The sequence below is a fragment of the Algibacter sp. genome (assembly GCF_039977455.1).
In the GTDB taxonomy this organism is placed as follows: domain Bacteria; phylum Bacteroidota; class Bacteroidia; order Flavobacteriales; family Flavobacteriaceae; genus Algibacter_B.
The window spans coordinates 98707-123022 of record NZ_JBDWDG010000029.1; the positions used below are offsets into that span (position 1 = coordinate 98707).

Genomic DNA, 24316 nt, shown 5'->3' on the forward strand with positions numbered 1-24316 from the left:
TGAAGTTTATATAACGTAAAAAATGTTGTTTTATTTATATAGTACCTTTTTAACAGCTTTGATAACTTCGGTATAATCCGGTAACCATTCTGCCAATAAAGTAGGAGAATAAGGCGCTGGAGTATCAGCTGTGTTTATTTTTACTATTGGCGCATCTAAATAATCAAATGCTTCAGATTGCACTAAATATGTAATTTCGGTTGCCACATTTCCAAAAGGCCATGCTTCTTCTAAAATTACTAATCTGTTTGTTTTTTTAACCGACTCAACAATAGCCTTTCTATCTAAAGGACGAACCGTACGTAAATCGATAATCTCACAAGAAATACCTTCTTTCTCTAACTCATCGGCAGCCTTGTAAGCTTCTTTTATAATTTTACCAAAAGATACGATAGTAACATCTGTACCTTTACGTTTTAATTCGGCAACACCAATTGGTACAATATACTCACCTTCTGGCACTTCACCTTTATCACCATACATTTGCTCACTTTCCATAAAAATAACTGGATCGTCATCTCTAATTGCAGCTTTTAATAAACCTTTTGCATCGTAAGGATTAGATGGTACAACTACCTTTAACCCTGGAGTATTTGCAAACCAGTTTTCGAAAGCTTGCGAGTGTGTTGCTCCTAATTGACCTGCAGAACCTGTTGGCCCACGAAATACAATAGGACATTTAAACTGCCCACCAGACATTTGTCTAATTTTTGCAGCATTATTTATTATTTGATCAATTCCAACTAAAGAGAAGTTAAAAGTCATGTACTCTACAATTGGTCTGTTTCCCGTCATTGTAGACCCGATAGCGATACCAGCAAAACCAAGTTCTGCAATAGGCGTATCGATAACACGCTTTGCTCCAAATTCATCAAGCATTCCCTTTGATGCTTTATAAGCTCCGTTATACTCAGCTACTTCTTCACCCATTAAATACACGCTTTCGTCTCTGCGCATTTCTTCGCTCATTGCTTCGCAAATGGCTTCTCTAAATTGAATTGTCTTCATTGAATATATTTTGATTCGAATAGCAAAAATAACAATAAATGAGTTACCCTCTTACAAGTTTTTTTTAAAATTTACTATGCATGCATAGTAAATATTTAGAATTTTATATTTAACTTCGTAAACTGAAAAAAACAAGACATCTAAATACATAAAAAAATGAAAATATTAGTGTGTATAAGTCACGTACCGGATACAACATCGAAAATTAATTTTAGCGAAAACGATACTAAATTTGATACTAGTGGCGTACAATTTGTTATTAACCCAAATGACGAATTTGGTTTAACACGTGCTATGTGGTTTAAAGAGAAGCAAGGTGCTTCGGTTACCGTGGTTAATATTGGTGGTGCAGAAACTGAACCTACTTTAAGAAAAGCATTAGCTATTGGCGCAGATGAAGCTATACGTGTTAATACCGTAGCTACCGATGGATTTTCTGTAGCAAAACAACTAGCTAATGTTGTTAGTATTGGCGGATACGATCTAGTTATTGCTGGTCGTGAATCTATTGATTACAATGGCGGAATGGTTCCTGGTATGGTTGCTGGTTTGCTTAATGCTAATTTTGTAAATAATTGTATTGGATTAGAGGTTGATGGCACTTCAGCTAAAGCCATAAGAGAAATTGATGGTGGAAAAGAAACTGTTTCAACATCCCTTCCTTTGGTTATTGGTGGCCAAAAAGGATTGGTTGAAGAGAGCGATTTACGCATCCCTAACATGAGAGGTATAATGATGGCTCGTAAAAAACCATTAAATGTTGTTGAACCTGTAGATGCCAATCAAGAAACGGCCTCAGTTTCATTTGAAAAACCAACACCAAAAGGTGCAGTTACTTTAGTATCTCCAGATAATTTAGACGAATTAGTAAGTTTACTTCATAACGAAGCTAAAGTGATTTAATCATATATTAAATCATCCTGAGTTTATTTTCAGGATCTTTTTGATGTAAACGATAAAAAATAATTAAGATTCCCTTCATTACGGGAATGAAAAACAAAGTAATATATGTCAGTCTTAGTATATACAGAATCAGAACAAGGTGCCTTTAAAAAAACAGCTTTCGAGGTGGCTTCTTATGCAAAAGCAGTTGCAAATCAATTAGGAACTACGGTTACTGCTGTAGCCATAAACGCAAACGACACTAGTACCTTAGGTACTTATGGCGTAGATAAAGTGTTAAATATAACCAATGCGCAACTTGATAAATTTAATGCGAACGCATACGCTTCTGCCATTAAACAAGCTGCCGAAAGTGAAAGTGCACAAGTTGTTGTTGTAAGCTCCAGTGCAGATAGCAAATATTTAGCACCCTTATTAGCCGTAGGTCTAAATGCGGGTTACGCGTCAAACGTGATAGCAGCGCCATCAAATACGAGTCCCTTTACTGTAAAACGTACCGCATTTACCAATAAAGCTTTCGAAAACACTCAAATAAGCACCGATATTAAAATTGTAGGTGTATCTAATAACGCCTTTGGGTTAGTTGAAAATAGTGGTAGCGCTTCCGCGGAAGAGTTCTCGCCTAATATTCCAGAACTAGGAGTTACAGTAGAATCGGTTGATAAAGCTACAGATAAAGTATCAATTGCTGATGCTGAAATAGTAGTGTCTGGCGGTCGAGGGTTAAAGGGTCCAGAAAACTGGGGCATGATTGAAGAACTTGCAGATGTTTTAGGAGCTGCAACAGCCTGCTCTAAACCAGTTTCAGATTTAGGGTGGCGTCCACACAGTGAACACGTTGGGCAAACAGGAAAACCTGTAGCATCAAACTTATATATAGCTATTGGAATTTCCGGAGCTATACAACATTTAGCCGGAATTAATGCTTCAAAAGTAAAAGTAGTAATTAATACAGATCCAGAAGCACCTTTCTTTAAAGCTGCAGATTACGGTGTTGTTGGAGATGCTTTTCAAGTGGTTCCCGAATTAATAGAGAAATTAAAAGCTTTTAAAGCACAGCAATAATATTTTGTAATAGCAATTATAGCTTATTTTTAAATTATAATTGGTATAATACTATAGAACTGCTTAAATTAGCATTTTGACTTAAAATTGCCTTGTGCAGTTGGTAAAGTTCTAATTTAAGCAGTTCTTTGCGTTTTTAATACATTATGAGTTTAGTAAGATTAAATATAAAAGGCATTTCCTACAGCCAAACACAAAATGGCGCATATGCTTTAATTTTAAATGAAGTAGAAGGGGACCGCAAACTACCTATTGTTATAGGGGCGTTTGAAGCGCAGTCTATTGCCATTGCATTAGAGAAGGAAATTAGTCCGCCTCGACCATTAACACACGATTTATTTAAAAACTTTGCCGATAGATTTGATGTTGTTGTTAAACAAGTTATCATACATAAATTGGTTGATGGCGTTTTTTACTCTAGCTTAATTTGCGAACGCGATAAAATTGAAGAAATTATTGATGCCCGAACTAGTGATGCTATTGCGTTAGCACTTCGTTTTGAAGCACCAATATTTACATACAAAAATATTCTTGATAAAGCCGGTATTTACTTAAAAGTGAACCCTAAAGAAGAAGACGAAAACGAAACTCAAGACAGTATTTTAATGGATGAGTTAGTGGCTTCTGAGTTAGAACCTAAAGACGAACCACGCGAACGTTTCCAAGGTAAAACTTTAGAAGAACTTCAAACAATGCTTGAAGAAGCCGTTATAAATGAAGATTATGAGAAAGCCGCTCATATTCGTGATGAAATCTCAAAACGAGAATAACCCTTAATTTTTAGTATGAAAAAGCTGTTTTTGCGCATTGCTGTTATATTTTTATGTTTCACCTCATCAGTTATAGCGCAAGATATAGACAAAACAGATGCCACTGAACTTATTGAAGAAATCTCGCAAACAGAAACTGTTTTAGTAGATTCTACATCTATTAATTTGGCTGAAATCAAAACAGAAGCAACTCAAATATCACAAATTCCTACAAGTACAAATACCATTACACCAAGTCAAGGATTCTCCATAACTAGTTTGTGGCGAGGTGTATTAGGAATGGTTACTTTAGTTTTCGTGGCCTTCCTTTTTAGTAGTAACCGCAAAGCCATTAATTGGAAAATTGTTGGTATTGGGTTAGCCTTTCAATTACTTATTGCAATAGGTGTTTTAAAAGTTGAAGTCATAAAAACTATTTTTGAATTTATTGGCAGCCTATTTGTTAGCGTTTTAGATTTTACAAGGGCTGGAAGTAAATTTCTATTTGAAGGCTTGGTTGTAGACATGGATACTTTTGGCTTTATTTTTGCCTTTCAAGTACTCCCAACTATCATCTTCTTTTCAGCATTAACCTCCGTACTTTTTTACTTAGGAATTATTCAAAAGGTAGTAAAAGTAATGGCTTGGTTACTTTCCAAAACATTAAAAATATCCGGAGCAGAAAGCTTAAGTGTTGCCGGAAACATCTTTTTAGGACAAACCGAAGCCCCACTTTTAATTAAGGCTTACTTAGAAAAAATGAATAAGTCTGAAATGCTGTTGGTTATGATTGGTGGTATGGCCACTGTTGCAGGGGCAGTGCTAGCAGCCTATATTGGCTTTTTAGGTGGAGACAATCCAGAATTAAGATTATTTTACGCCAAGCATTTATTAGCAGCATCGGTAATGGCTGCACCAGGCGCAATAGTAATTTCAAAAATTCTATATCCGCAAACCGAAGATGTAAACACCGATGTATCAGTCTCACAAGAAAAAATAGGTTCAAACTTTTTAGATGCTATTGCTAATGGCACGACTGAAGGCTTAAAACTTGCTGTAAATGTTGGCGCCATGCTTTTAGTATTTGTTGCTTTTATTGCTATGTTTAATGGTATTTTAGGTTGGGTTGGCGATGTTACTTCAATTAATGGTTGGATAGCCACTAATACTACCTATAAAAATTTATCTCTTGAGCTTATTTTAGGCTACATTTTTGCTCCGCTTATGTGGCTTATTGGTGTTGCAAAAGAAGATATGGCTTTAATGGGGCAACTATTAGGAATCAAATTGGCAGCTAGTGAGTTTATTGGTTATATTCAATTAAGAGATTTAAAAGAAGTATCAAACGTTGTGCATCTTAATTACGAGAAATCAATAATCATGGCTACTTATATGCTTTGTGGATTTGCTAATTTTGCATCTATAGGAATTCAAATTGGCGGAATTGGTTCTTTGGCTCCCGGACAGCGCAAAACGCTTTCTAAATTTGGAATGAAAGCCTTAATTGGTGGTACTATTGCTTCGTTAATCTCAGCTACTATTGCCGGTATGATTATTGGCTAAAGGTAAACCGTTGCAGAAAAATACTTTTTTTCTAAAGCCAACACCTCGTTAATAACTTTTAATATCTAACGGGGTTAAAAAACACCAATAACCTCTCTTTTTCTTTAATTTCGTAACTGCAAAGAAATGAGCTTCATTGCTACCCAAATAACTTTTTAAATAAAAGATTTCTGCTTTGACAGGAATATCGCTTATGAAACAATATCACGACTTAGTAAAACACGTTTTAGAAAACGGTAACGAAAAAGGAGATCGCACAGGAACAGGAACTAAAAGTGTTTTTGGTCACCAAATGCGATTCGATTTAAGTGAAGGCTTCCCTATGGTAACCACCAAGAAACTACATTTAAAATCTATTGTTTATGAATTACTTTGGTTTTTAAAGGGGGATACAAACACCAAATATCTTACCGAAAACGGTGTGCGTATCTGGAATGAATGGGCTGATGAGAATGGCGATTTAGGACCTGTATATGGTCACCAATGGCGTAATTGGAATAATGATGATATTGACCAAATTAAAGACATCATACATACATTAAAAAACAACCCAAATAGCAGGCGTATGTTGGTTTCAGCATGGAATCCATCGGTTTTACCAGACACCTCTAAAAGCTTTGGTGAAAATGTAGCTAATGGCAAAGCGGCACTTCCGCCTTGTCATGCCTTTTTTCAATTTTATGTAGCCAATGGAAAACTGTCTTGTCAACTATACCAACGTAGTGCAGATATATTTTTAGGCGTGCCTTTTAACATTGCATCCTATGCTTTATTCACCATGATGATGGCGCAAGTTTGTGGTTATGAGGCTGGTGAATTTATACATACCTTTGGCGATGCACATATTTACAGTAATCATTTTGATCAGGTTGAATTACAACTCTCTAGAGATATTCGTCCGTTGCCAAAAATGATTTTAAATCCAAACATTAAAGATATTTTCGACTTTGATTTTGAGGATTTTACTTTGGTTGATTATAATCCGCATCCGCATATAAAAGGTGCCGTAGCCATTTAGTAACACCAAAAAGAGTGGTCTAAATAGTTACAGAAACATTACAAAAAAAGGAACAAAAAAGCACTTCAAACGAGGTGCTCTTTTGTTTATATGTAAGCGTGATTATAATTTTATAATCCCGTTTTCTGCTCCAGCAAAATCATTCCACGCATAAGCATCAGCTGCATCGTCGTTTACATAAACACCATCAACAACATACTTAAACTCGTAAGAATTACCAGATTCTAAATCAACAGTCCCCTTAAAAGATCCATTTTTTAATTTTTTAAGTGGAGCCTTTTTAGCATTCCATTCATTAAATGATCCAACTACAGATACCTTTTTAGCATCTTCTGCTGGTACAGTAAATGTTACTTTACAAACTGGTTTACTTTTTAAAAATTGTTTTTTAATAGCCATAATTCTATGTTTTAATATTTTAATTTAATACTTAAAAGCATTACAAATTTACTAACAAATTGAAATCCGTAACTATTTAAGTCTCTTTACTTTTAAAAAATTATCGATTTGGCAAAATGTATTCTTCAAAACAATCAAGTATGTAATAAATTACCTATTAATTTAAAGTATTATCATATACAAACAACCGCTTTACACTGATTATCAGGTCGTTTTAAAACCAAAATCTTTTAATTTATATATTTAAAGTAAGTATTTTATTATTCTATTTAAATTTAGTAAAAAGGATTAACTTTACACTCTTTATTTTACAAATATGTTCGGAAAAAAGAAATCTATACCACAAATTGACAAAGACCAATTAGAGCTTATTGAAAATGCTCAAAAACGTATAAAACAGAAAAAAAATTTATATGTGCATTTTGTTTTGTTTCTATTAGGCTGTGTTTTTTTAATTATAGCTAATACAGTTTTAAATATTGCACCAGATTTTAAACCATTTGGTAAAGAATGGTTTTTAACGGCAATTATTATTTGGCTATTCTTGTTTATATACCACTTATTTAATGTGTTTGTTACTCATAAATTTATGGGAAAATCATGGGAAAAAGCGCAGTTAGAAAAATTAGTAGCTAAACAACAAAACCGGATAGAAAAATTAAAAGCTGGTTTTATTAAAGAAGAAAGCAAACTAGCAAAGAGTGAAGTGTTTAATCAAGAAAGCACCAAAGCCGTTAAATCTGGTAAGGAATTAACCATTATTGTAGCTGCAGCCGAGAACAATGCCATTGGTTTAGGCAACAAATTAATTTGGCATTTAAGTGACGATCTAAAACGCTTTAAGGCGCTTACAAATGGTCATCATATTATTATGGGGCGCAAAACATTTGAAAGTTTCCCAAAACCTTTACCAAATAGAACTCATGTTGTTATTACACGCCAAAAGGACTATGAAGTACCAGATGGTGTTATTGTTGTGCATAATTTAGAAGATGCTATTGATGCATCAAAAAAAGATACTAATCCTTATATTATTGGTGGCGGACAAATATACAAGCAAGCCATGGCTATAGCCACTAAAATTGAGCTTACACGTGTACATGAAAGCTTTGAAGCAGACACTTACTTTCCAGAAATTGATACTAACCTTTGGAAAGAAACTGCAAATACGTTTCATAAAAAAGATGATACTCATGCTCATGAGTTTTCATTTTTAACTTATACTAGGGTTTAATTTTTTTAATGGTTTTATAAATAACACAACAAAAGTGTTGAACTAAACCAACAAAAAAATCAATGGTTCTGTTACAAATTTCAGTAATTTTGCCACATGGTAAAAGAGATACAACTTCGTATTACATTAAAGGAAGAGGAACAACCTAATATTCTCGTATTAAAATCTGCGATTAAGTTAGATATTGATAGGCAAGACATTACTGGAGTTAAAATACTCAGAAAGTCTATTGACGCCCGAAAACCAAAAATAATCCTTAACTATAAAGTTGCTGTTTATATTCGCGAAGCTTTACAAAAATCCTCCGCGTATCAATTTGAATATAAAAACGTATCAAAAGCCAAACCTATTCATATTATTGGTTTTGGTCCTGCTGGTATGTATGCTGCTTTACGCTGTATTGAACTAGGCTTTAAACCCATAGTTTTAGAACGTGGCAAAAATGTACAGGATCGCAGACGCGATTTAAAAGCCATAAACCAAGATCATTTTGTAAACGAGGATTCCAATTATTGTTTTGGCGAAGGCGGTGCCGGAACCTATAGCGATGGGAAACTATACACACGTAGTTTAAAACGTGGTGATGTACGTCGTATTTTCGAAAACTTGGTATTTCATGGGGCCACCGATCAAATTTTAATCGATGCGCATCCACATATTGGTACCAACAAATTACCTAAGGTAGTTCAAAACATTCGTGAAACCATATTAAATTTTGGCGGCGAAATTCATTTTGAAACCCGCGTTACAGATTTCGTAATAAAAGATAATCAAATAAAAGCCATTGAACTTCAAAACGGCAATGTACTAGATGTTGAAAAAGTAATTCTTGCTACAGGGCATTCCGCTAGAGATATCTTTTATTTACTACATAGAAAGGCCATTGCTTTAGAGGCTAAATCCTTTGCTATGGGCGTTCGTGTTGAGCATCCGCAACATATTATCGACTCCATTCAATACCATTGTTCTGGTAATCGCCATGAGTTACTACCCGCAGCTTCTTATGGTTTGGTTGAGCAAGTAAAAGATCGTGGTGTGTACTCATTTTGCATGTGTCCCGGTGGTTTTATCGTGCCTGCCGCAACTGCCAATGGCGAAGTGGTAGTAAATGGTATGTCGCCATCAAAACGAAATAATTTATTTGCCAACTCTGGTATTGTAGTAGAAATTAATGTCGATACCGATCTACCAAAATATGAGCAATTTGGTGTATTAAAAGGCTTAGAATACCAAAAAAACTTAGAACGTTTAGCATTTACTGCGGGCGGCCGAAGTCAGGTAGCACCAGCACAACGATTAACCGATTTTGTAGAAGGTAAACTATCAACAACTTTAAACGATACCTCGTATCAGCCGGGACTAAAATCTGCGCCATTACACTCTTTATTACCTAAATTTATTGGTGGCAGACTCCGAAAAGGCTTTGAGGCTTTCGGTAAAAAAATGAAAGGCTATTACACAGAGGAAGCCAATATTGTGGGGGTAGAATCTCGAACCTCATCGCCAGTTTCTATTCCAAGAAAAGAAAATTTACAACATACACAAATTACCAACCTTTATCCTTGTGGCGAGGGTGGCGGTTATGCTGGCGGTATTGTATCGGCAGCCATGGATGGCGAACGTTGCGCAGAGGCAGCAACAGGAAACCTTTAATTTAATAATTTGGGCATTACCACAAAGGTTGGGCTTTACGCAGTCGCTTTTTTGAGTGGAATACCTGCCTATCGGCAGCTAGGAGTGCAACAACACAAAAGAGCTTCAACAAATACTTAAAATGTTTTACATACACGATTTCATTAATTTAAAATCAATGAGTAACCCCTAACCCAAAACTCCAAACTTTCAAAAAACACTCTAGCTAGGTCTAAAGATTTATTGTTATTTTAGCCCCACAAAAACGAACAAACATGAACGCATACATTTTTCCAGGTCAAGGCGCGCAATTCTCAGGAATGGGTTTAGACCTTTACGAGAATTCACCTTTAGCACAAGAGTTATTTGAACAAGCCAATGAAATTCTTGGATTTCCTATCACAGATATTATGTTTGAAGGATCTGCCGAAGATTTAAAAGAAACCAAGGTAACGCAACCTGCCATATTTTTACACTCTGTCATATTAGCAAAAACATTAGGAGATAGTTTTAAACCCGATATGGTTGCAGGACATTCTCTTGGAGAGTTTTCAGCATTGGTAGCAAATGGTGCTTTAACCTTTAAAGACGGCTTAAAATTGGTCTCGCAACGTGCTTTAGCTATGCAAAAGGCTTGCGAGTTACAACCAAGTACCATGGCAGCTGTTTTAGGACTTGAAGATGATATTGTTGAAAAAATATGTGCCACAACCGAAGGTGTTGTTGTTGCCGCAAATTACAACTGCCCAGGACAATTAGTAATTTCTGGCGAAGTTGAAGCTATAAATAAAGCCTGCGAAGCTTTAAAAGAAGAAGGTGCACGTCGAGCATTAGTATTACCTGTAGGAGGTGCTTTCCATTCACCTTTAATGGAACCAGCACGTGAAGAACTTGCTGCAGCAATAAAAAACACCACATTTAGTAAACCTAACTGTCCTATATACCAAAACGTAACAGCCAATGCGGTAATTGATGAGGAAGCCATTAAAGCCAACCTTATTTCTCAATTAACAGCTCCTGTGCGTTGGACGCAATCTGTTCAACAAATGGTAGCTGACGGTGCTACGTTGTTTACCGAAGTTGGTCCAGGTAAAGTTTTACAAGGCTTAGTAAAAAAGATTAACAGAGCATCTGAAACCGCTTCTGCAACTTTCGAAATTAAAGGTTAAATGAAGCTTACCAAACGTTCTATATATATTATTTTAGTTATTGTTTTAACTATTGCAGCCGATCAAATATCAAAAGTAATAGTAAAACAAAATGTAACTTTAAGAACCGAAGTAAATCCCGGTGAACGCATTCCTATTATTGGGGATGCTTTTATTTTAATGCATGTAGAAAATACAGGGGCATTTCTTGGTATGGGTAGCGAACTTAACGAAACACTAAGAATTGTTCTTTTATTAGTGTTACCAATATTAGTTTTAGGTTTTGTCCTTCGTCATATATTTTTAGATAAATCTTTAGACAATTGGTCACTTTTTGCCTTTGCAAGTATTATTGGCGGTGGTATTGCTAATGTTTACGATAGAATTGTTTACGGAAGAGTTACCGATTTCCTATTTATAGATCTTGGCGGGGTTTTTAGAACTGGTATTTTTAATTTAGCCGATTTATCGGTTACAACGGGCATGATTATACTGCTTTTTGTGAGTTTTAGGAAGAAGAAAAGTAAAGAATAAAACAAAACCCGAAACATGTGTTTCGGGTTTTGTTTTTAGAGAGGTTTCTTGATTAACGTCCTAATGTTCATCCTCTAAGAAACCCGTTCTTTTATAACCTTCAAAATGATAAACATTACCAGGGTCATCTGAAAATTCACCATCAAACGAAATCATATCAGCAGTTACACCAAATGTACTAGTTGTACCATTTTTTACGATAGCTCCATTAGTAATAGTAACCGTTATCGCACCACTTATAAGATTAGTTCCTGAAAAGGTTAAATCACCTAGGTTAGCAGGCACTACAGCCTTAAAAGGCCAAATATGATTATCGGTTATTTGAATTTCTGTACCATTATCTGCATTTGAGTTTGATATGGTTATAAATTCATAATCCAATACTAGATTACCGTCTAAAAAAGTTTGCACGTAATAATCTCCAGACATTTCTATTACACTAGATGTTGTCACAGGAAAATCTTCAAACCCTTCTTCTGTTTCGCAAGCCAATACTAATAAGCAACTTAACAAGAATGTTTTTAAATATATTTTCATAATATCTCTAATTTTTATTAATTAATTTTTAAGAAATCTTCGAGTGAATATGCCACAACACCCAATAAATGTATTTAAGGTAATATCACCTGTAGCTAGTATTGTTCCGCTACTTCCAGCCTCATCGCTAGGATCAATAACAATATCACCAAAACGACTAGATTGCCTAGGTGCAATTATCTCTGTACTAGAGATTTGGAATAAAACAACGGCAATGTTGTTTGTTGGCAAAACATCATCTGCTTGGTAAACACCATCTGAAATTTTAGTTAGCGTCATTACGTGTGCAGAATTAGAGTCTCTTGTATAACTCCCACTTATATCACTAGATGCAATAAAGCTTGGATCATCCACCACTGCAACATACCTAAACGCTGTCCCGTCAAAACCATCAGCATTTGTAGCCGCATATTCTAATTTATATACTCCAGGTTGACTTGTATTTACTGTTCCTGATGTAGTAAATGGTAACTCATCGGTACCTGCTAAAGCTTTGACTCCAGAATCTGTAAAGGAAGAACCTGTTTGAATAAGAGCAAAGGGCTCATCAATTTCAAAACTTGGAAATATTGTAACTTCTGATGTAATTGGTGTAGTTTCAGAACAAGAAATTAACACAATTAACAAGCAAAGCACTGAAACCATTCCTGTGAATTTATTTTTTATTTTCATTATCTTATATTTTAAATTAAAAAATACTTTTCGGTTATTTTTGGTCCCACCATACTTTCTCAGTTAGTGAGGTTTTTTGAGTGATATTGGGGTTTTTAGAGGTTTCTGTATCAGGATAAAAAAGTGTATTAGGTGTTTGGTTACCCGTTAATACTGAACCTACAGATACCACAAAATTCCCAATGCTATAATCTTGATTACCTAGGGTTACTGTTTCTGGATATTGAGTTCTATTTGTCTCAAAAAAACCTTCTATATTATTCACATTAGCCAAGGATACCCATTTTTGAATTATAACCTGTCTTAAAGCTGTTTCAATATCTGGTGAAGCAACATACTCGTAGGTTCCGCCTGGATCTGTTAAAGCCATAGCTAAACTTGGGTCGAGTCCATACGTTAAAAAGGAATTTAAAACTCCGGCATCATATTTATCTTTGGCTCCTGAACCACCTGAATACCTGATTAATGCTTCTGCTTGCAGAAAATTACTTTCAGCTACTGTAATTAAATAAACTGGAGTCGTAGCTATAATGTTAGGTCTTGAAAAATTGGAAGCAACTTCAGAAGCGTAAGTGTCACGATCACCTTGATCAATACCTCTAAATATACCCGGAGTATCATCATTAAGTCTATAAATAGCGGCATCTCGAGGATCGCTATTTGTTCGTAAAAATTGAAGCAATGAATTACTCGCTATATTATTTACGTCTCCTAAACGGTCTATTTGAACATCATAAAAGGGGTTAGCTTTATTTTCGGCATCCTCATAAAGAGCAAATTTTGCATCAGTACTTATAAAATTATCGGCAGCTAAAAGTGCATTTACCGCTGAAGCATTTGCTTGACTAGTATAAGCCATTCTAATATAAAGCTTGAGCTTCAAAGTGTTTGCAAATTTAACCCATTCTTCCATCTCGGCATTATAAATGGCATCTTGAGCCCCCACATTTGATGGTATAGGGTTATTGGTATACTTACTTAATGCCGCATCAATTTCACCGATTAAACCAGAATAAATATCGCTTCCTAAATCGGGATTTGGCGTAATATTTTGATCTCCTAATAACGCTTCAGAATAAGGAATATCACCATATAAATCAGTTAACACCTGAAAAGTGTAAACTCTTAAGGCTGATGCTATTAAAAAAGAACCTGTATCACCTTCTTCGTCAGACTTTTCTAAAACAAACTTTAAGTCGTTTAAGCAACCTGCCCAAAGTTCATTCCATAATCTGTCTGAAAAATCAATATTCATATTATAGGTATCTAAAGAAAGATATTGCGAAGCACTAGGAGGTTGCGTATGATATTGCGCTAGAAAACCTCCAAGATTAGCTAATTGCCCACCCATTCCTGTTGCCAACGATCCTTGTGCAGCGGTTAACACAAAGCTTTTATCGACATTCACAGGGGTATTTGGATTATCATTTATATTCAAATGTTCTTCACACGAAGTAAAAAGCAGGAAGAAAAAAAGAAGTCTTAGTATATTTTTCATTTTTATATTTTTTTAATTAATTAAAATCTAGCCTTTAATGTAACCCCAAGACTTCTTGTACTTGGACTAGCGGAAAACTCACCAAATAGGCTGGTTAAATCTGTACCAAATGTGGACACTTCTGGATCAATATATTGATTGGATTCTGGAGTAAATAATAGCAAGTTCCTTCCTACAACCGTTATTGATAGCGATTCAAAAGGTGTGTTGCCTAGTATTTTATCTGAAAAATTATATCCAAATGTAAGTTCCCTCAACTTAACAAAAGATTTGTCGATAACATCGCCTCTTTCATTAGCTACAGCTCTATAATAATCATCCCAATGTTCATTATCTATAGCCGTTGTATTCTCTACGAAGCTTATATTCCCTGAACCATCATCAACTCTAATTACCGAGCCTGGAATGATGTATGGATTTCTATCATTTATTGTAGTTGTTATTGAATTTCCTGTAAAACGGGTATTACTAGCTGTACGGCTAAACATTAATCCGCCTTGCCTTATATCAAGAGAAAAACCTAGAGAAAAACCTTTATATGAAAAATTGTTATTAATCCCTAAAGTATAGTCATATTGCGTATCACCATAAACCTCTTTTTCTGGAGAGGCTATAGGTACACCATTATTATCTACAACAATATTTCCATTTGGATCCCTTAGTGGTACACTACCTTCAAGAAGCGCAATAGGCTCGCCTTCTCTAGCTACTAGACTTATGGTACTTAAACCACCAAGAGCAATTTGCTCTACCCTATCATCTAATTCCTTTAAAATAGCATCATTGGTTGAATAATTAAACGCCATGTCCCAATTAAAACCGTCGGTATTTCTAAAAAGACCTAGAGATAAAAGCGCTTCATAACCTTTATTCGATATGGTACCAATGTTTGCTGTTTGATTTGTAAAACCAGAAGTTGCCGCTAAGGGTAAACTTAAAATTTGATCTTCTACCGTTGCATTATAGTATGCAAAATCGATACTAATACGATTCTTTAAAAAAGATAATTCGGTACCAATTTCAAACTCTTTTCTTCTTTCTGGAGTTAAAACAGGGTTACCTGCTCTATTACCAACCTCAAAAGCATTTAATCCTCCTACAGGAAAAAGCAAATCCCTAAAACCCTGATTATCATTATTTCCAGCGACATTAACTGGGGAAACTTGATAAGGAGTTGTATCAACTCCTGTTTCTCCATAACCTACCCTTAATTTACCGTAACTAAGCACATCTTTAATATCTGGGAAAGTCTCTGTTATAACCCAAGAGGCATTTACACCTCCGTAAAGCACAGATCTATTTTCTTCGGGTAATGTAGAATACCAGTCATTTCTAACATTGGCTGTTACAAAGAGCATATCTTTGAAAGAAAATGTAGTTGAATTTAAAACGCCGTACAATCGCCTTTTAGACACTGAAGATGCTGCAGCTACCGGACTTGCAGAGTTAGATAATGAGTAAAAATCAGGAATATCTTGCGATGCTACGGTTGAGCTAGCCCCTAATGCTGTTCTATCGTTATAGTTAAAACCAAAAGTTGATGCGATATTGAAATCTTCATTGACATCAAAATTAAAATTCAATAAAATATCGTGATTTACTTGTTTTACAAAATTTTGGAACTCACCATAAAAACCAGGTTGCTCCGTAGTAGTTCCATCATTAGGAGTTCCTGGAGCAGCATCTATAATTGCGTTCCAAACTTTGGTATAATCTGAATATGAATCTAGACCTAACCTGTAAGTAACACTAACCCAGTCCGTAATTTTTGCACTAACATCAAATGAGCCATAAACTCTTTCTTTAGTATATTTAGCACCATCTTCATTAAGTGTAAAGTATGGGTTAGTAACACCAAAAGGGGTATAATAATTATCTACAGTATTAAAAGGATCATTTTTATAATCCTTGAATTCCGTAATATCAAAATCAGTTGGGATTTGCATTAAATTATTAATTACAGATCGACCTTGACCACCTTGAATTCCTGCCCCACTTGTACTAACATAATTCATGGTACCTCCAAAGGTTAAGAAATCCATTTCCGAATTAAAGGAAACTGAGATTGTGTTTCTTTCATTAGAATCATTGGCTGTTGGAAAAATACCATCGGCAGTTGTATTGTTAAAAGATAACCTACCAGTCGTATTACCAGAGCCTCCAGAAATTGCCATATTTGTTACATAAGCAGTTCCAATATCAAAAAAGTTTCTCCACTGATCCTCTTGAAAAGCATAACGTTTAATTTTTTGAGAGTTGTTAACCACATTACCCCAAACAAGAACTTCATCATTAAATCTTGGTCCCCAAGACCCATTTTCTCCTAAAAAGTGTTGCCCATCCCAACCTTGCCCAAATTCAGTTTGGTAGTTCGGTGCCCTCAAAAGGTCTGTAAAAGTAGCTTGTGTAGAAAATTCAATCCGCAATTTGTCTTTAGAGCCTTGTTTGGTGGTGATAATAACAACACCATTTGCAGCTCTAGAACCGTAGAGTGCTGTACTAGAAGCTCCTTTTAATATGGAAATTGATTCAATGTTTTCTGGATTTATATCTCCAGCGCCGTTACCAAAATCATACGAACGATTTAAACCATCAACCGAAGATGAGCCATTGGTTTGACTTGATGTTGAACCATTATTCACAGGAACGCCATCAATAATATACAAAGGTTGGTTACTCCCACTAAGTGAACTAAAACCTCTTATAATTATTCCAGATGAAGCGCCCGGATCTGTACTAGCATTCGAGATAACAACACCAGCAACTTTTCCTTTTATAGCATCAGATATATTTGTCTGAGCTCCTTGATTTAAATCTTCACTTTCAATAGTTGTTACTGCTGATCCAAGGGATTTCCTCTCTCGTTTAATACCTAAAGCAGTTACAACAACCTCTTGTAAGGCTTGTGTATCTTCAAGTAATTTCACATCCATTCTATCCGATAAGCCAACAACGACTTCTTTTGTGGCATACCCAACATAACTAAAAACAAGGGTTGAACCTTGATTAGCTTGAATTAAAAATTTACCATCAAAATCGGTTGAAGTACCAGAAGCGGTGCCTTTCACTAAAACTGTTGCTCCAGGAAGCGGCATTCCATTGCCATCTGTCACGGTACCAGAAATAGTTTGTCCTTGTGCAAACGTAAATTGCACAGTTAACGCCAAGATTAGCGCTAACAATCTACTAAACTTTTTTTTCATTTTAATAATATTAGAGTTAGTCTTCGCAGATTGAAAAAAGGTGGTAGCAAAGATTTTTCAAGTGACTAATTCAAAAAATTATACTTTACTATTTGTAAAAAAAGTTTAGAGGAATCTAAAGCAAGCAAAGTCCTTTTACTACCTACCTTTAACAATTGCGAGTTAAAAGAAGTTAAAATGACAGTGATAATGGGCAATCCTGATAATAATTAACCTAAGCCGTTAAACTATTACCTATTATTTACTTGTAGAATTTGTAAGCAAAGTATTAATATAATGAGAAGGCGTTGTTTTTGTAACTTTTTTAAAGGCTTTATTAAAGGTTACTTTATTATTGTATCCAACTTCGTAAGCAATATCAATAATATTTAAATTACCATGCGAATCTTCTTCTAAGATTTTAATAGCTTCTTTAATTCTGAAGCTATTTATAAGTTCAAAAAAATTCATTTTAAAATGCTCATTTATTATTTGAGACGCATTATGTCGTGTGGTATTTAATTTAAAAGCCAACAATTCTAAATTAATATTATTTTCTTTAAAAACTTTATCTTGAACAAGAAGCTTTTCTAGGTTTTCCTTTAACTCTGTAGATAGCGTACTTGTAAGTCCAGACTTTTGATATTTTTTTGAAAACAGTCTTTTATTTAAAGGTACAAAGGTATTATTAAACACATCGGACTGTACATACCCCAAATACACAATATAAATTAACATGAAACACATAAGTCCCACCATGGCATTATATATAATTATGGAAATATTGCCTAATTCCGTTAGAATAGACAGTCCATATAGTACATACGAAATAATATAAGCTATATAGACATTAAATATTCCGGCCTCCCATTTTCTTTTAAAAGCCGCATTTTTATAAATTTCGGAATATCGATTTGCTTTGAACAATCGCCATATAAAAAAGGAATAAATGATTAGCGATACTACTTTAGCTAAAAACACAACTACATTATAACTATAAGTTGATGCCTTTAATCCCAACATCATGCTGTACTTTTCATTTGCTGAAGCTAAATAAACTGGCAGTAAGAAAAACAATAAGCAAAGGCTTGGTAATAAATGTAAGGCATCTTTAGGTTTAAACTTAAAATTAGGAGAAACACTTTTAAAATAGAAATAAATCACAGGACCTAAAAGTAATACACAAGCAGAAGACAATCTATAGGTATGAGGGTATTGGTATCTCAAATTAGTGGCATACAAAACAAACTCCAAAATAAATAAACTTTGGATACCCACAAAAGTGGCTATTAACACCCTAGAATAAGGTTTAGCTTTTTTACTAAAATTAATGACTATTGTAAAGAAAAAGCCAATTAGTGCGGCATAAAAATAAAAAAAACACAATCCATCAATTTTAAAACTAAACAAGTCATTTAGCTTTTTATACTCGTCGGTTTCCTTAATGGGTTTAAAAGAATTGTCTTTTAATATTGAAAAATCAAAAGTATTATAAATATACTTTAAAGTGTATTTATAAGCATCTTTAGGCTGCTCTAAATCGGCATTTAAAAGAGCTAGTTTTTTAAATATATTAACAGAATCGGGGTGTTTGCTATTTGCGGCCTGCTCATATAAAACTAAAAGACCTAATTGGTTCATGTCGTTATTATGATTAACTTCATTCAACAAACTATCTAATTGTTTTTGATGCCCATCATGAGATAGATTTATTCCAGCAGTTTGAGCCATCGTTTTATTTATGAAAATAGAAAGACAGACAAATACAAAAAATAATTTGATTCCCTTAGTCATGAATAAGAAATTAGTAAGAGCGAAAATTGCAATTGTTAAACTACAAACTAACTTTTCCTTTCAAGGTATAAATAAAAATTCATGAATTTTCATATTTTTTCATTAAAAAGGTAAGCTCCGATAATAACTTCTACTTTTTGAACCTAAAATCAATATATACTTATAAACAAAAAGGCCGCTATATTAGCGACCTTAAGAACTTTTTATATTTAAAAATTATTAGCTTCTAACTTTCTGTTCCCATTTCCATGCAGAGCGCATAGCATCATCAAGAGACAATTTAGTTTTCCAACCTAATTCTTTATTCGCTTTTTCAGTATCAGCATAGGCAGAAATAATATCACCTTCTCTTCTACCAACTATTTTATAATTTAACTGTTTACCCGAAACTTTTTCAAAAGATTTTACAACTTCTAAAACCGAGCTTCCTTTTCCTGTTCCTAAGTTAAAGGTTTCATAGTTTGATTTGTTTTTATTTTGAAGCAACCTTCCTAAGGCAATAACATGCGCTTTTGCTAAATCGACTACATGAATATAATCGCGAATACATGTACCATCTGGTGTAGGATAATCATCGCCAAAAACAGATAATTCTTGACGTATACCTATACCTGTTTGTGTAATAAAAGGCACTAAATTTTGTGGCACTCCAATAGGTAATTCACCAATTTCAACAGACTCATGTGCTCCAACGGGATTAAAATAGCGCAATGCAATAGCTTTAATATTTGGTGTAACTTTACAGGTATCACTAATTATTTCTTCGCCTATTTGCTTTGTATTACCGTATGGCGATTCAGCTAACTTAACTGGTGCATTTTCTGTTATTGGTAATTCATCGGCTTGCCCGTAAACTGTACATGAAGAACTAAAAATAAATCCTGCCGATGGTAACTTTTTTAATTCTTTAAGAATATAAACTAAGGTCGAAATATTGTTTTCATAATATAACAAAGGTTCCTGCACACTCTCTCCTACCGCTTTGCTTGCTGCAAAATGAATAACACCTTTAATATCACCATGCCTAGCAAAAAATTGTTCTACTTTATCTTTTTCTTTTAAATCTAATTTTTCAAAAATTGGAGTTTTCCCCGTAATAGCTGTAATACCGTCTAATACTTTTTCTGATGAGTTTGACAAATCGTCAATAATAACAACTTCATAACCTTCGTTTTGTAATTCTACTACGGTGTGCGAACCAATAAATCCTAATCCGCCAGTAACTAATATTTTATCCATTTATAAATTTTATTATTGTTGTTGTTATAAACTCAATTTGTTCATCATCTAACTCGGTGTGCATTGGTAAAGAAATAACATCTTTTACTAATTGATTTGTTACCTCAAAATCAGATTCTACATATCTTTCATCTAAATACGCTTTCTGTTTATGTAACGGAATTGGGTAGTACACCCCACATGGAATATTTTTTTCGTTTAAATGCTTTACCAAAGCATCTCTATCTACACCTTTTACCCTTAATGTATACTGATGAAAAACATGACAATCGCATGTTTCGCAAATACCATCACATTTATTTACGGTTTTTGGAGTTATTATACTATCAATATCCTTAAAGGCGGCATTATATTTTCTTGCAGCCGTTTGTCTTGCCCTATTATAAGCATCTAAATTTGGTAATTTAGCATTTAGCACAGCCGCTTGTATACTATCTAAACGAGAGTTAACGCCAACTACATCATGATGGTATCGCTCGTACATCCCGTGGTTTACAATGCCTCTAATAGTATGCGCTAAATCATCATCGTTAGTAAAAATGGCTCCACCATCGCCGTAACACCCCAAATTTTTAGAAGGAAAAAAAGATGTAGCTCCAACATTTGCAATGGTTCCAGCCTTAACCTTTTTGCTACTACTATTTGTATAATCTGCACCAATAGCTTGGGCGTTATCCTCAATAACAAAAAGATTATGTGCTTTAGCAATTTCCATTATAGCCTCCATATTTGCACACTGTCCAAACAAATGTACAGGTACAATAGCTTTTGTTTTTGGTGTAATAGCTTTTTTTATGGCTTCTATATTAATGTTGAAATCATCCTCATTAACATCAACTAAAACAGGTGTTAATTTTAACAGTGCGATCACCTCTACGGTTGCAGCAAAAGTAAAATCGGCAGTAATAACCTCATCACCTTGCTCTAGGCCCAAGCCCATCATTGCTATTTGTAAAGCATCTGTACCATTGGCACACGGAATAACATGTTTTACGCCTAAATAATCCTCTAAAGATTTTTGAAACTTGTGAACTTCAGGTCCGTTTACAAATGCTGTATTTTCAATTACTTCTTGAATAGACGAATTAACAGCATCTTTTATGCCCGAATATTGACCTTTAAGATCAACCATTTGAATTTTCTTCATGTATAAAAAATTATAGTCTATTCTATTATATAACAACAATAAAGACTAATATGTACGCCTCCTTTTTTAGGGTTTGCTAAAAACAAAATTACAAAATTGATAGACGTTAACCAATGTATTTATTTTAAAGAAATGTATTTTAGCACTAAAAGAAAAAATATTGAGCATAATATATGACATAGGAATATATCTTACAGGACTTATGTTAAAATTAGGAGCCCACTTTAACACTAAGCTAAGAAAAGGCGTTATTGGTAGAAAAAACACCTTTCTAATTTTAAAAAACAACTTAAAAAAGGGTGATAAAACGCTTTGGTTTCATTGTGCTTCATTAGGGGAGTATGAGCAAGGTCTCCCTGTTTTTTTAGAACTCAGAAAACATTATAAAAACCATAAAATAGTTCTGAGTTTTTTCTCGCCTTCAGGTTATGAGATTCGAAAAAACTCACCTATTGCTAATGTGGTTATTTATCTTCCATTGGATACTAAAAGGAATGCTAAACGCTTTTTAGATCTATTAAATCCAGAACTTACCATTTTTGTTAAGTATGATATTTGGCCCAATTTTTTAAATGAATTAAAAGCAAGACATTTACGTGCCATCCTTATTTCTGCGGCTTTTAGAAAAGAGCAATCTTATTTTAAATTTTATGGAAAACAATTAAAACAAGCTCTTTTTGCTTTTGAACATATTTTTACTCAAAATGAAACCTCAAAAGCGTTACTTGAATCTTTAAATTATAAATCAGTTACGGTTAACGGCGATACGCGTTTTGATAGAGTTTACAGCCAATTAAGTCTAGATAACTCATTAAATTTTATTGAAACTTTTAAAAACAATCAACTTTGTATTGTTGCTGGTAGCACCTGGCCAGAAGGCGAAGCTTTATTTACTGAGTTTATAAACTCTCCAGTTTCAAAAGATTTAAAATTTATAATAGCCCCACACGATATTAAACCAGATCGCATAAAAAAATTACAGGAAAAAATTAATTCTAAAACGGTTCTGTTTTCTGAAAAAGACAACCATAATATAGCAGAACATCAAGTTTTTATTATTGACACGATTGGGATCCTTACTAAAATCTATAATTATGCCGATATTGCATATGTTGGTGGTGCCTTAGGCAATACAGGATTACATAACACCTTGGAACCTGCCGTTTTTGGTATTCCTATAATCATTGGCAATAATCACGTAAAATTTCCAGAAGCACAAGCCTTAATTAATAATGGCGGTATGTTTGTTATAGATAATCAAATAAATTTTAATAAAACACTTAATAGTTTAATATCGGATTGTGACTTTAGAGAACAAGCAGGGTCTCATAATAAAGCTTTTATAGAAATGAATAAAGGAGCTGTCATCCAAATACTAGATTATCTACGTATATAATATGTTCTTAAAGATGAGTTTTATAAAAGCAAAATTTAAAAACTAATTAATTAAAAAACACTAAAACAAAAACCGATGAAAAAATTATTATTAAGTTCAATTCTATTATTAGCACTAAGTTTCACGTCTTGTAGAGACACAAAAAAAGGCGAATCAATTGGAGATGCCATTGAAAACGCTGCTGATGCTGCAGGTGAAGCTGTAGAAAACGCTGCTGATGCAACTGGCGATGCTGTTGACTCTGCCGTAGATGCTACAGAAAATGCAGCTAACGAGGCAGGTGAAGCTGTTGAGAATGCTGTTGATGCAACTGGAGACGCTGTTAACTCTGCTGTTGATGCTGCAGGTAATGCCGTTGAAGAAGCTGGAGCAAAAGCTGGAGAAGTTGTAAATGATGCAAAAGAAAAAACTAGTGAAGCTGCTAATAAATCTGCAGATGCAATTAAAAAAGAAGCTGAGAAATTAAAAGCTACTCACTAATTAGAGATTAGTTTTTTAACAATTTATATAAACCACCTTTTAGGTGGTTTTTTTATGTCCAATTATCTTATAGCTTACACAGCATACGAAAGTAAACCAATATAATTATGGGTAAAATTAGGAAAGTATACTTGTTAGGCCTTTACTAATTAAACGTATTATAACTATTCTAAGGTCATTTTAACACCCTTAATTTAATAATACCAAACGCACGCTATATTACTTAAAATAATAAAGCGCTACTGTATTTCTACAATAGCGCTTTTATATTCGGTTGTAAAATATGATTTCTCATACCTTACCTTAACTACTAAAATTAGATTCCTAAACCTTGTCCACCACCAACTTGAATAGTTTCGGCAGTTAAGAATGAAGCATCGTCACTTACTAAGAAAGAAACAACAGAAGCAACATTTTCTGGTTGACCTAATCTACCTAATAAGATATTGTTTTTCCATGAAGCGAATACTTCTGGCTTAGTAGATTTAATTTGCTTATGGAAATCAGTATCAATAGTACCAGGAGATACTGCGTTTACTCTAATGCCGTATTCAGCTAAATCTTTAGCCAATGCTCTTGTAATAGCATGAACTCCGGCTTTAGAAGTTCCGTAAATACCAGCACCTGGTCCACCAGCATTCCAACCAGCGATTGATGTATAATTGATTATAGATGGATTCTCACCTTTTTTAAGGTAAGGGATTGCTGCTCTAGAAGCAAAAAATGTAGAATCTAAATTCAATGCCATTACGAATCTGTAGAATTCTGTAGTCATTTCTTCAAATCTAGAACGACCTCCTAAACCACCTGCGTTATTTATAAGCGCATCGATTTTTCCATATTTTTCACCAATTTTTTTAATGTTTTCTGAAACTTCATCTTCTTTAGTTACATCAAAACCATAATACTCTGAGGTGATTCCTTCCGCACTAAGTTCTTTTACTCTTTTTGCTCCAGCTTCATCATCAATACCATTTAATACAACAGTATATCCGTCTTTACCTAATCTTTTTGCTACTTGAAAACCAATACCACCTGTAGCACCTGTTATTACTGCTACTTTTCCATTTGAATTACTCATATTCTTTAAATTTGCGTTAATTATTCTATTATTTTTA

Annotated in this window: 21 protein-coding genes; 11 read left to right on the top strand and 10 right to left on the bottom strand. The window is 34.1% G+C overall.

The window, feature by feature from the left end; all coding sequences use genetic code 11:
* Window positions 1-30: 30 nt before the first annotated feature.
* Complete coding sequence (locus ABJM36_RS13975; protein WP_348452119.1) at window positions 31-1008, bottom strand: pyruvate dehydrogenase complex E1 component subunit beta; 978 nt, start codon at window positions 1006-1008, stop codon at window positions 31-33.
* Window positions 1009-1164: 156 nt separating this feature from the next.
* Here ABJM36_RS13975 and ABJM36_RS13980 point away from each other — a divergent pair, with 156 nt between their 5' ends.
* The 5 genes from ABJM36_RS13980 (at window position 1165) to ABJM36_RS14000 (ending at window position 6306) form a co-directional block, all read left to right on the top strand.
* Window positions 1165-1911 (top strand): electron transfer flavoprotein subunit beta/FixA family protein, encoded by a 747-nt coding sequence (locus ABJM36_RS13980; protein ID WP_348452120.1) that lies wholly within the window; start codon window positions 1165-1167, stop codon window positions 1909-1911.
* A gap of 105 nt (window positions 1912-2016) precedes the next feature.
* Window positions 2017-2976: an electron transfer flavoprotein subunit alpha/FixB family protein gene (locus ABJM36_RS13985; protein WP_348452121.1), complete on the top strand. Its 960-nt coding sequence runs from the start codon at window positions 2017-2019 to the stop codon at window positions 2974-2976.
* Between the two features lie 146 nt (window positions 2977-3122).
* Window positions 3123-3746 (top strand): bifunctional nuclease domain-containing protein, encoded by a 624-nt coding sequence (locus ABJM36_RS13990; protein WP_348452122.1) that lies wholly within the window; start codon window positions 3123-3125, stop codon window positions 3744-3746.
* A gap of 15 nt (window positions 3747-3761) precedes the next feature.
* Window positions 3762-5288, top strand: coding sequence for a nucleoside transporter C-terminal domain-containing protein (locus ABJM36_RS13995; protein ID WP_348452123.1), 1527 nt, complete (start codon window positions 3762-3764; stop codon window positions 5286-5288).
* Between the two features lie 193 nt (window positions 5289-5481).
* On the top strand, window positions 5482-6306 hold the full coding sequence (locus ABJM36_RS14000; RefSeq protein WP_348452210.1) for a thymidylate synthase: 825 nt from the start codon (window positions 5482-5484) through the stop codon (window positions 6304-6306).
* 102 nt (window positions 6307-6408) lie between these two features.
* Here the strand turns inward: ABJM36_RS14000 and ABJM36_RS14005 are convergent, their stop codons facing one another.
* Entirely contained in the window at window positions 6409-6705 is a 297-nt protein-coding gene (locus tag ABJM36_RS14005; RefSeq protein ID WP_348452124.1) for an isoamylase early set domain-containing protein, read from the bottom strand.
* Window positions 6706-7021: 316 nt separating this feature from the next.
* On the opposite strand from ABJM36_RS14005, the gene ABJM36_RS14010 reads away from it, so the two are divergent.
* The 4 genes from ABJM36_RS14010 (at window position 7022) to lspA (ending at window position 11253) form a co-directional block, all read left to right on the top strand.
* Window positions 7022-7939 carry a dihydrofolate reductase gene (locus ABJM36_RS14010; RefSeq protein WP_348452125.1) on the top strand — a complete coding sequence of 306 codons (918 nt, stop codon included), beginning with the start codon at window positions 7022-7024 and terminating at the stop codon, window positions 7937-7939.
* A gap of 96 nt (window positions 7940-8035) precedes the next feature.
* Entirely contained in the window at window positions 8036-9592 is a 1557-nt protein-coding gene (locus ABJM36_RS14015; protein WP_348452126.1) for an FAD-dependent protein, read from the top strand.
* 254 nt (window positions 9593-9846) lie between these two features.
* Window positions 9847-10740 (top strand): ACP S-malonyltransferase, encoded by an 894-nt coding sequence (fabD, locus tag ABJM36_RS14020; RefSeq protein WP_348452127.1) that lies wholly within the window; start codon window positions 9847-9849, stop codon window positions 10738-10740.
* Window positions 10741-11253: a signal peptidase II gene (gene lspA / locus ABJM36_RS14025; RefSeq protein ID WP_348452128.1), complete on the top strand. Its 513-nt coding sequence runs from the start codon at window positions 10741-10743 to the stop codon at window positions 11251-11253.
* 60 nt (window positions 11254-11313) lie between these two features.
* Here lspA and ABJM36_RS14030 read toward each other — a convergent pair whose 3' ends face one another.
* From ABJM36_RS14030 to ABJM36_RS14060, 7 genes are all read right to left on the bottom strand, one after another.
* On the bottom strand, window positions 11314-11790 hold the full coding sequence (locus ABJM36_RS14030; RefSeq protein ID WP_348452129.1) for a lipid-binding protein: 477 nt from the start codon (window positions 11788-11790) through the stop codon (window positions 11314-11316).
* Window positions 11791-11811: 21 nt separating this feature from the next.
* Window positions 11812-12462: an immunoglobulin-like domain-containing protein gene (locus ABJM36_RS14035; protein WP_348452130.1), complete on the bottom strand. Its 651-nt coding sequence runs from the start codon at window positions 12460-12462 to the stop codon at window positions 11812-11814.
* 34 nt (window positions 12463-12496) lie between these two features.
* Window positions 12497-13960, bottom strand: a complete 1464-nt coding sequence (locus ABJM36_RS14040; RefSeq protein WP_348452131.1) for a SusD/RagB family nutrient-binding outer membrane lipoprotein — start codon at window positions 13958-13960, stop codon at window positions 12497-12499.
* A gap of 20 nt (window positions 13961-13980) precedes the next feature.
* Entirely contained in the window at window positions 13981-17163 is a 3183-nt protein-coding gene (locus ABJM36_RS14045) for a SusC/RagA family TonB-linked outer membrane protein (protein ID WP_348452132.1), read from the bottom strand.
* Window positions 17164-17400: 237 nt separating this feature from the next.
* Complete coding sequence (locus ABJM36_RS14050; RefSeq protein ID WP_348452133.1) at window positions 17401-18873, bottom strand: helix-turn-helix domain-containing protein; 1473 nt, start codon at window positions 18871-18873, stop codon at window positions 17401-17403.
* Window positions 18874-19155: 282 nt separating this feature from the next.
* Window positions 19156-20175 carry a UDP-glucose 4-epimerase GalE gene (gene galE, locus ABJM36_RS14055; RefSeq protein WP_348452134.1) on the bottom strand — a complete coding sequence of 340 codons (1020 nt, stop codon included), beginning with the start codon at window positions 20173-20175 and terminating at the stop codon, window positions 19156-19158.
* The gene (locus ABJM36_RS14060) at window positions 20168-21322 is read right to left on the bottom strand and encodes a DegT/DnrJ/EryC1/StrS family aminotransferase (protein ID WP_348452135.1); all 1155 of its coding nucleotides are present in this window, start codon (window positions 21320-21322) and stop codon (window positions 20168-20170) included. Before ABJM36_RS14060 ends, galE begins: the two co-directional genes overlap by 8 nt.
* A gap of 160 nt (window positions 21323-21482) precedes the next feature.
* On the opposite strand from ABJM36_RS14060, the gene ABJM36_RS14065 reads away from it, so the two are divergent.
* Together ABJM36_RS14065 and ABJM36_RS14070 are read left to right on the top strand one after the other, a co-directional pair.
* On the top strand, window positions 21483-22718 hold the full coding sequence (locus tag ABJM36_RS14065; protein ID WP_348452136.1) for a glycosyltransferase N-terminal domain-containing protein: 1236 nt from the start codon (window positions 21483-21485) through the stop codon (window positions 22716-22718).
* A 75-nt stretch (window positions 22719-22793) separates the two neighbouring features.
* Window positions 22794-23198: a hypothetical protein gene (locus ABJM36_RS14070; protein WP_348452137.1), complete on the top strand. Its 405-nt coding sequence runs from the start codon at window positions 22794-22796 to the stop codon at window positions 23196-23198.
* Window positions 23199-23514: 316 nt separating this feature from the next.
* On the opposite strand, the gene ABJM36_RS14075 is transcribed toward ABJM36_RS14070, so the two are convergent.
* The gene (locus tag ABJM36_RS14075) at window positions 23515-24279 is read right to left on the bottom strand and encodes an SDR family NAD(P)-dependent oxidoreductase (RefSeq protein ID WP_348452138.1); all 765 of its coding nucleotides are present in this window, start codon (window positions 24277-24279) and stop codon (window positions 23515-23517) included.
* Window positions 24280-24316: the final 37 nt, after the last annotated feature.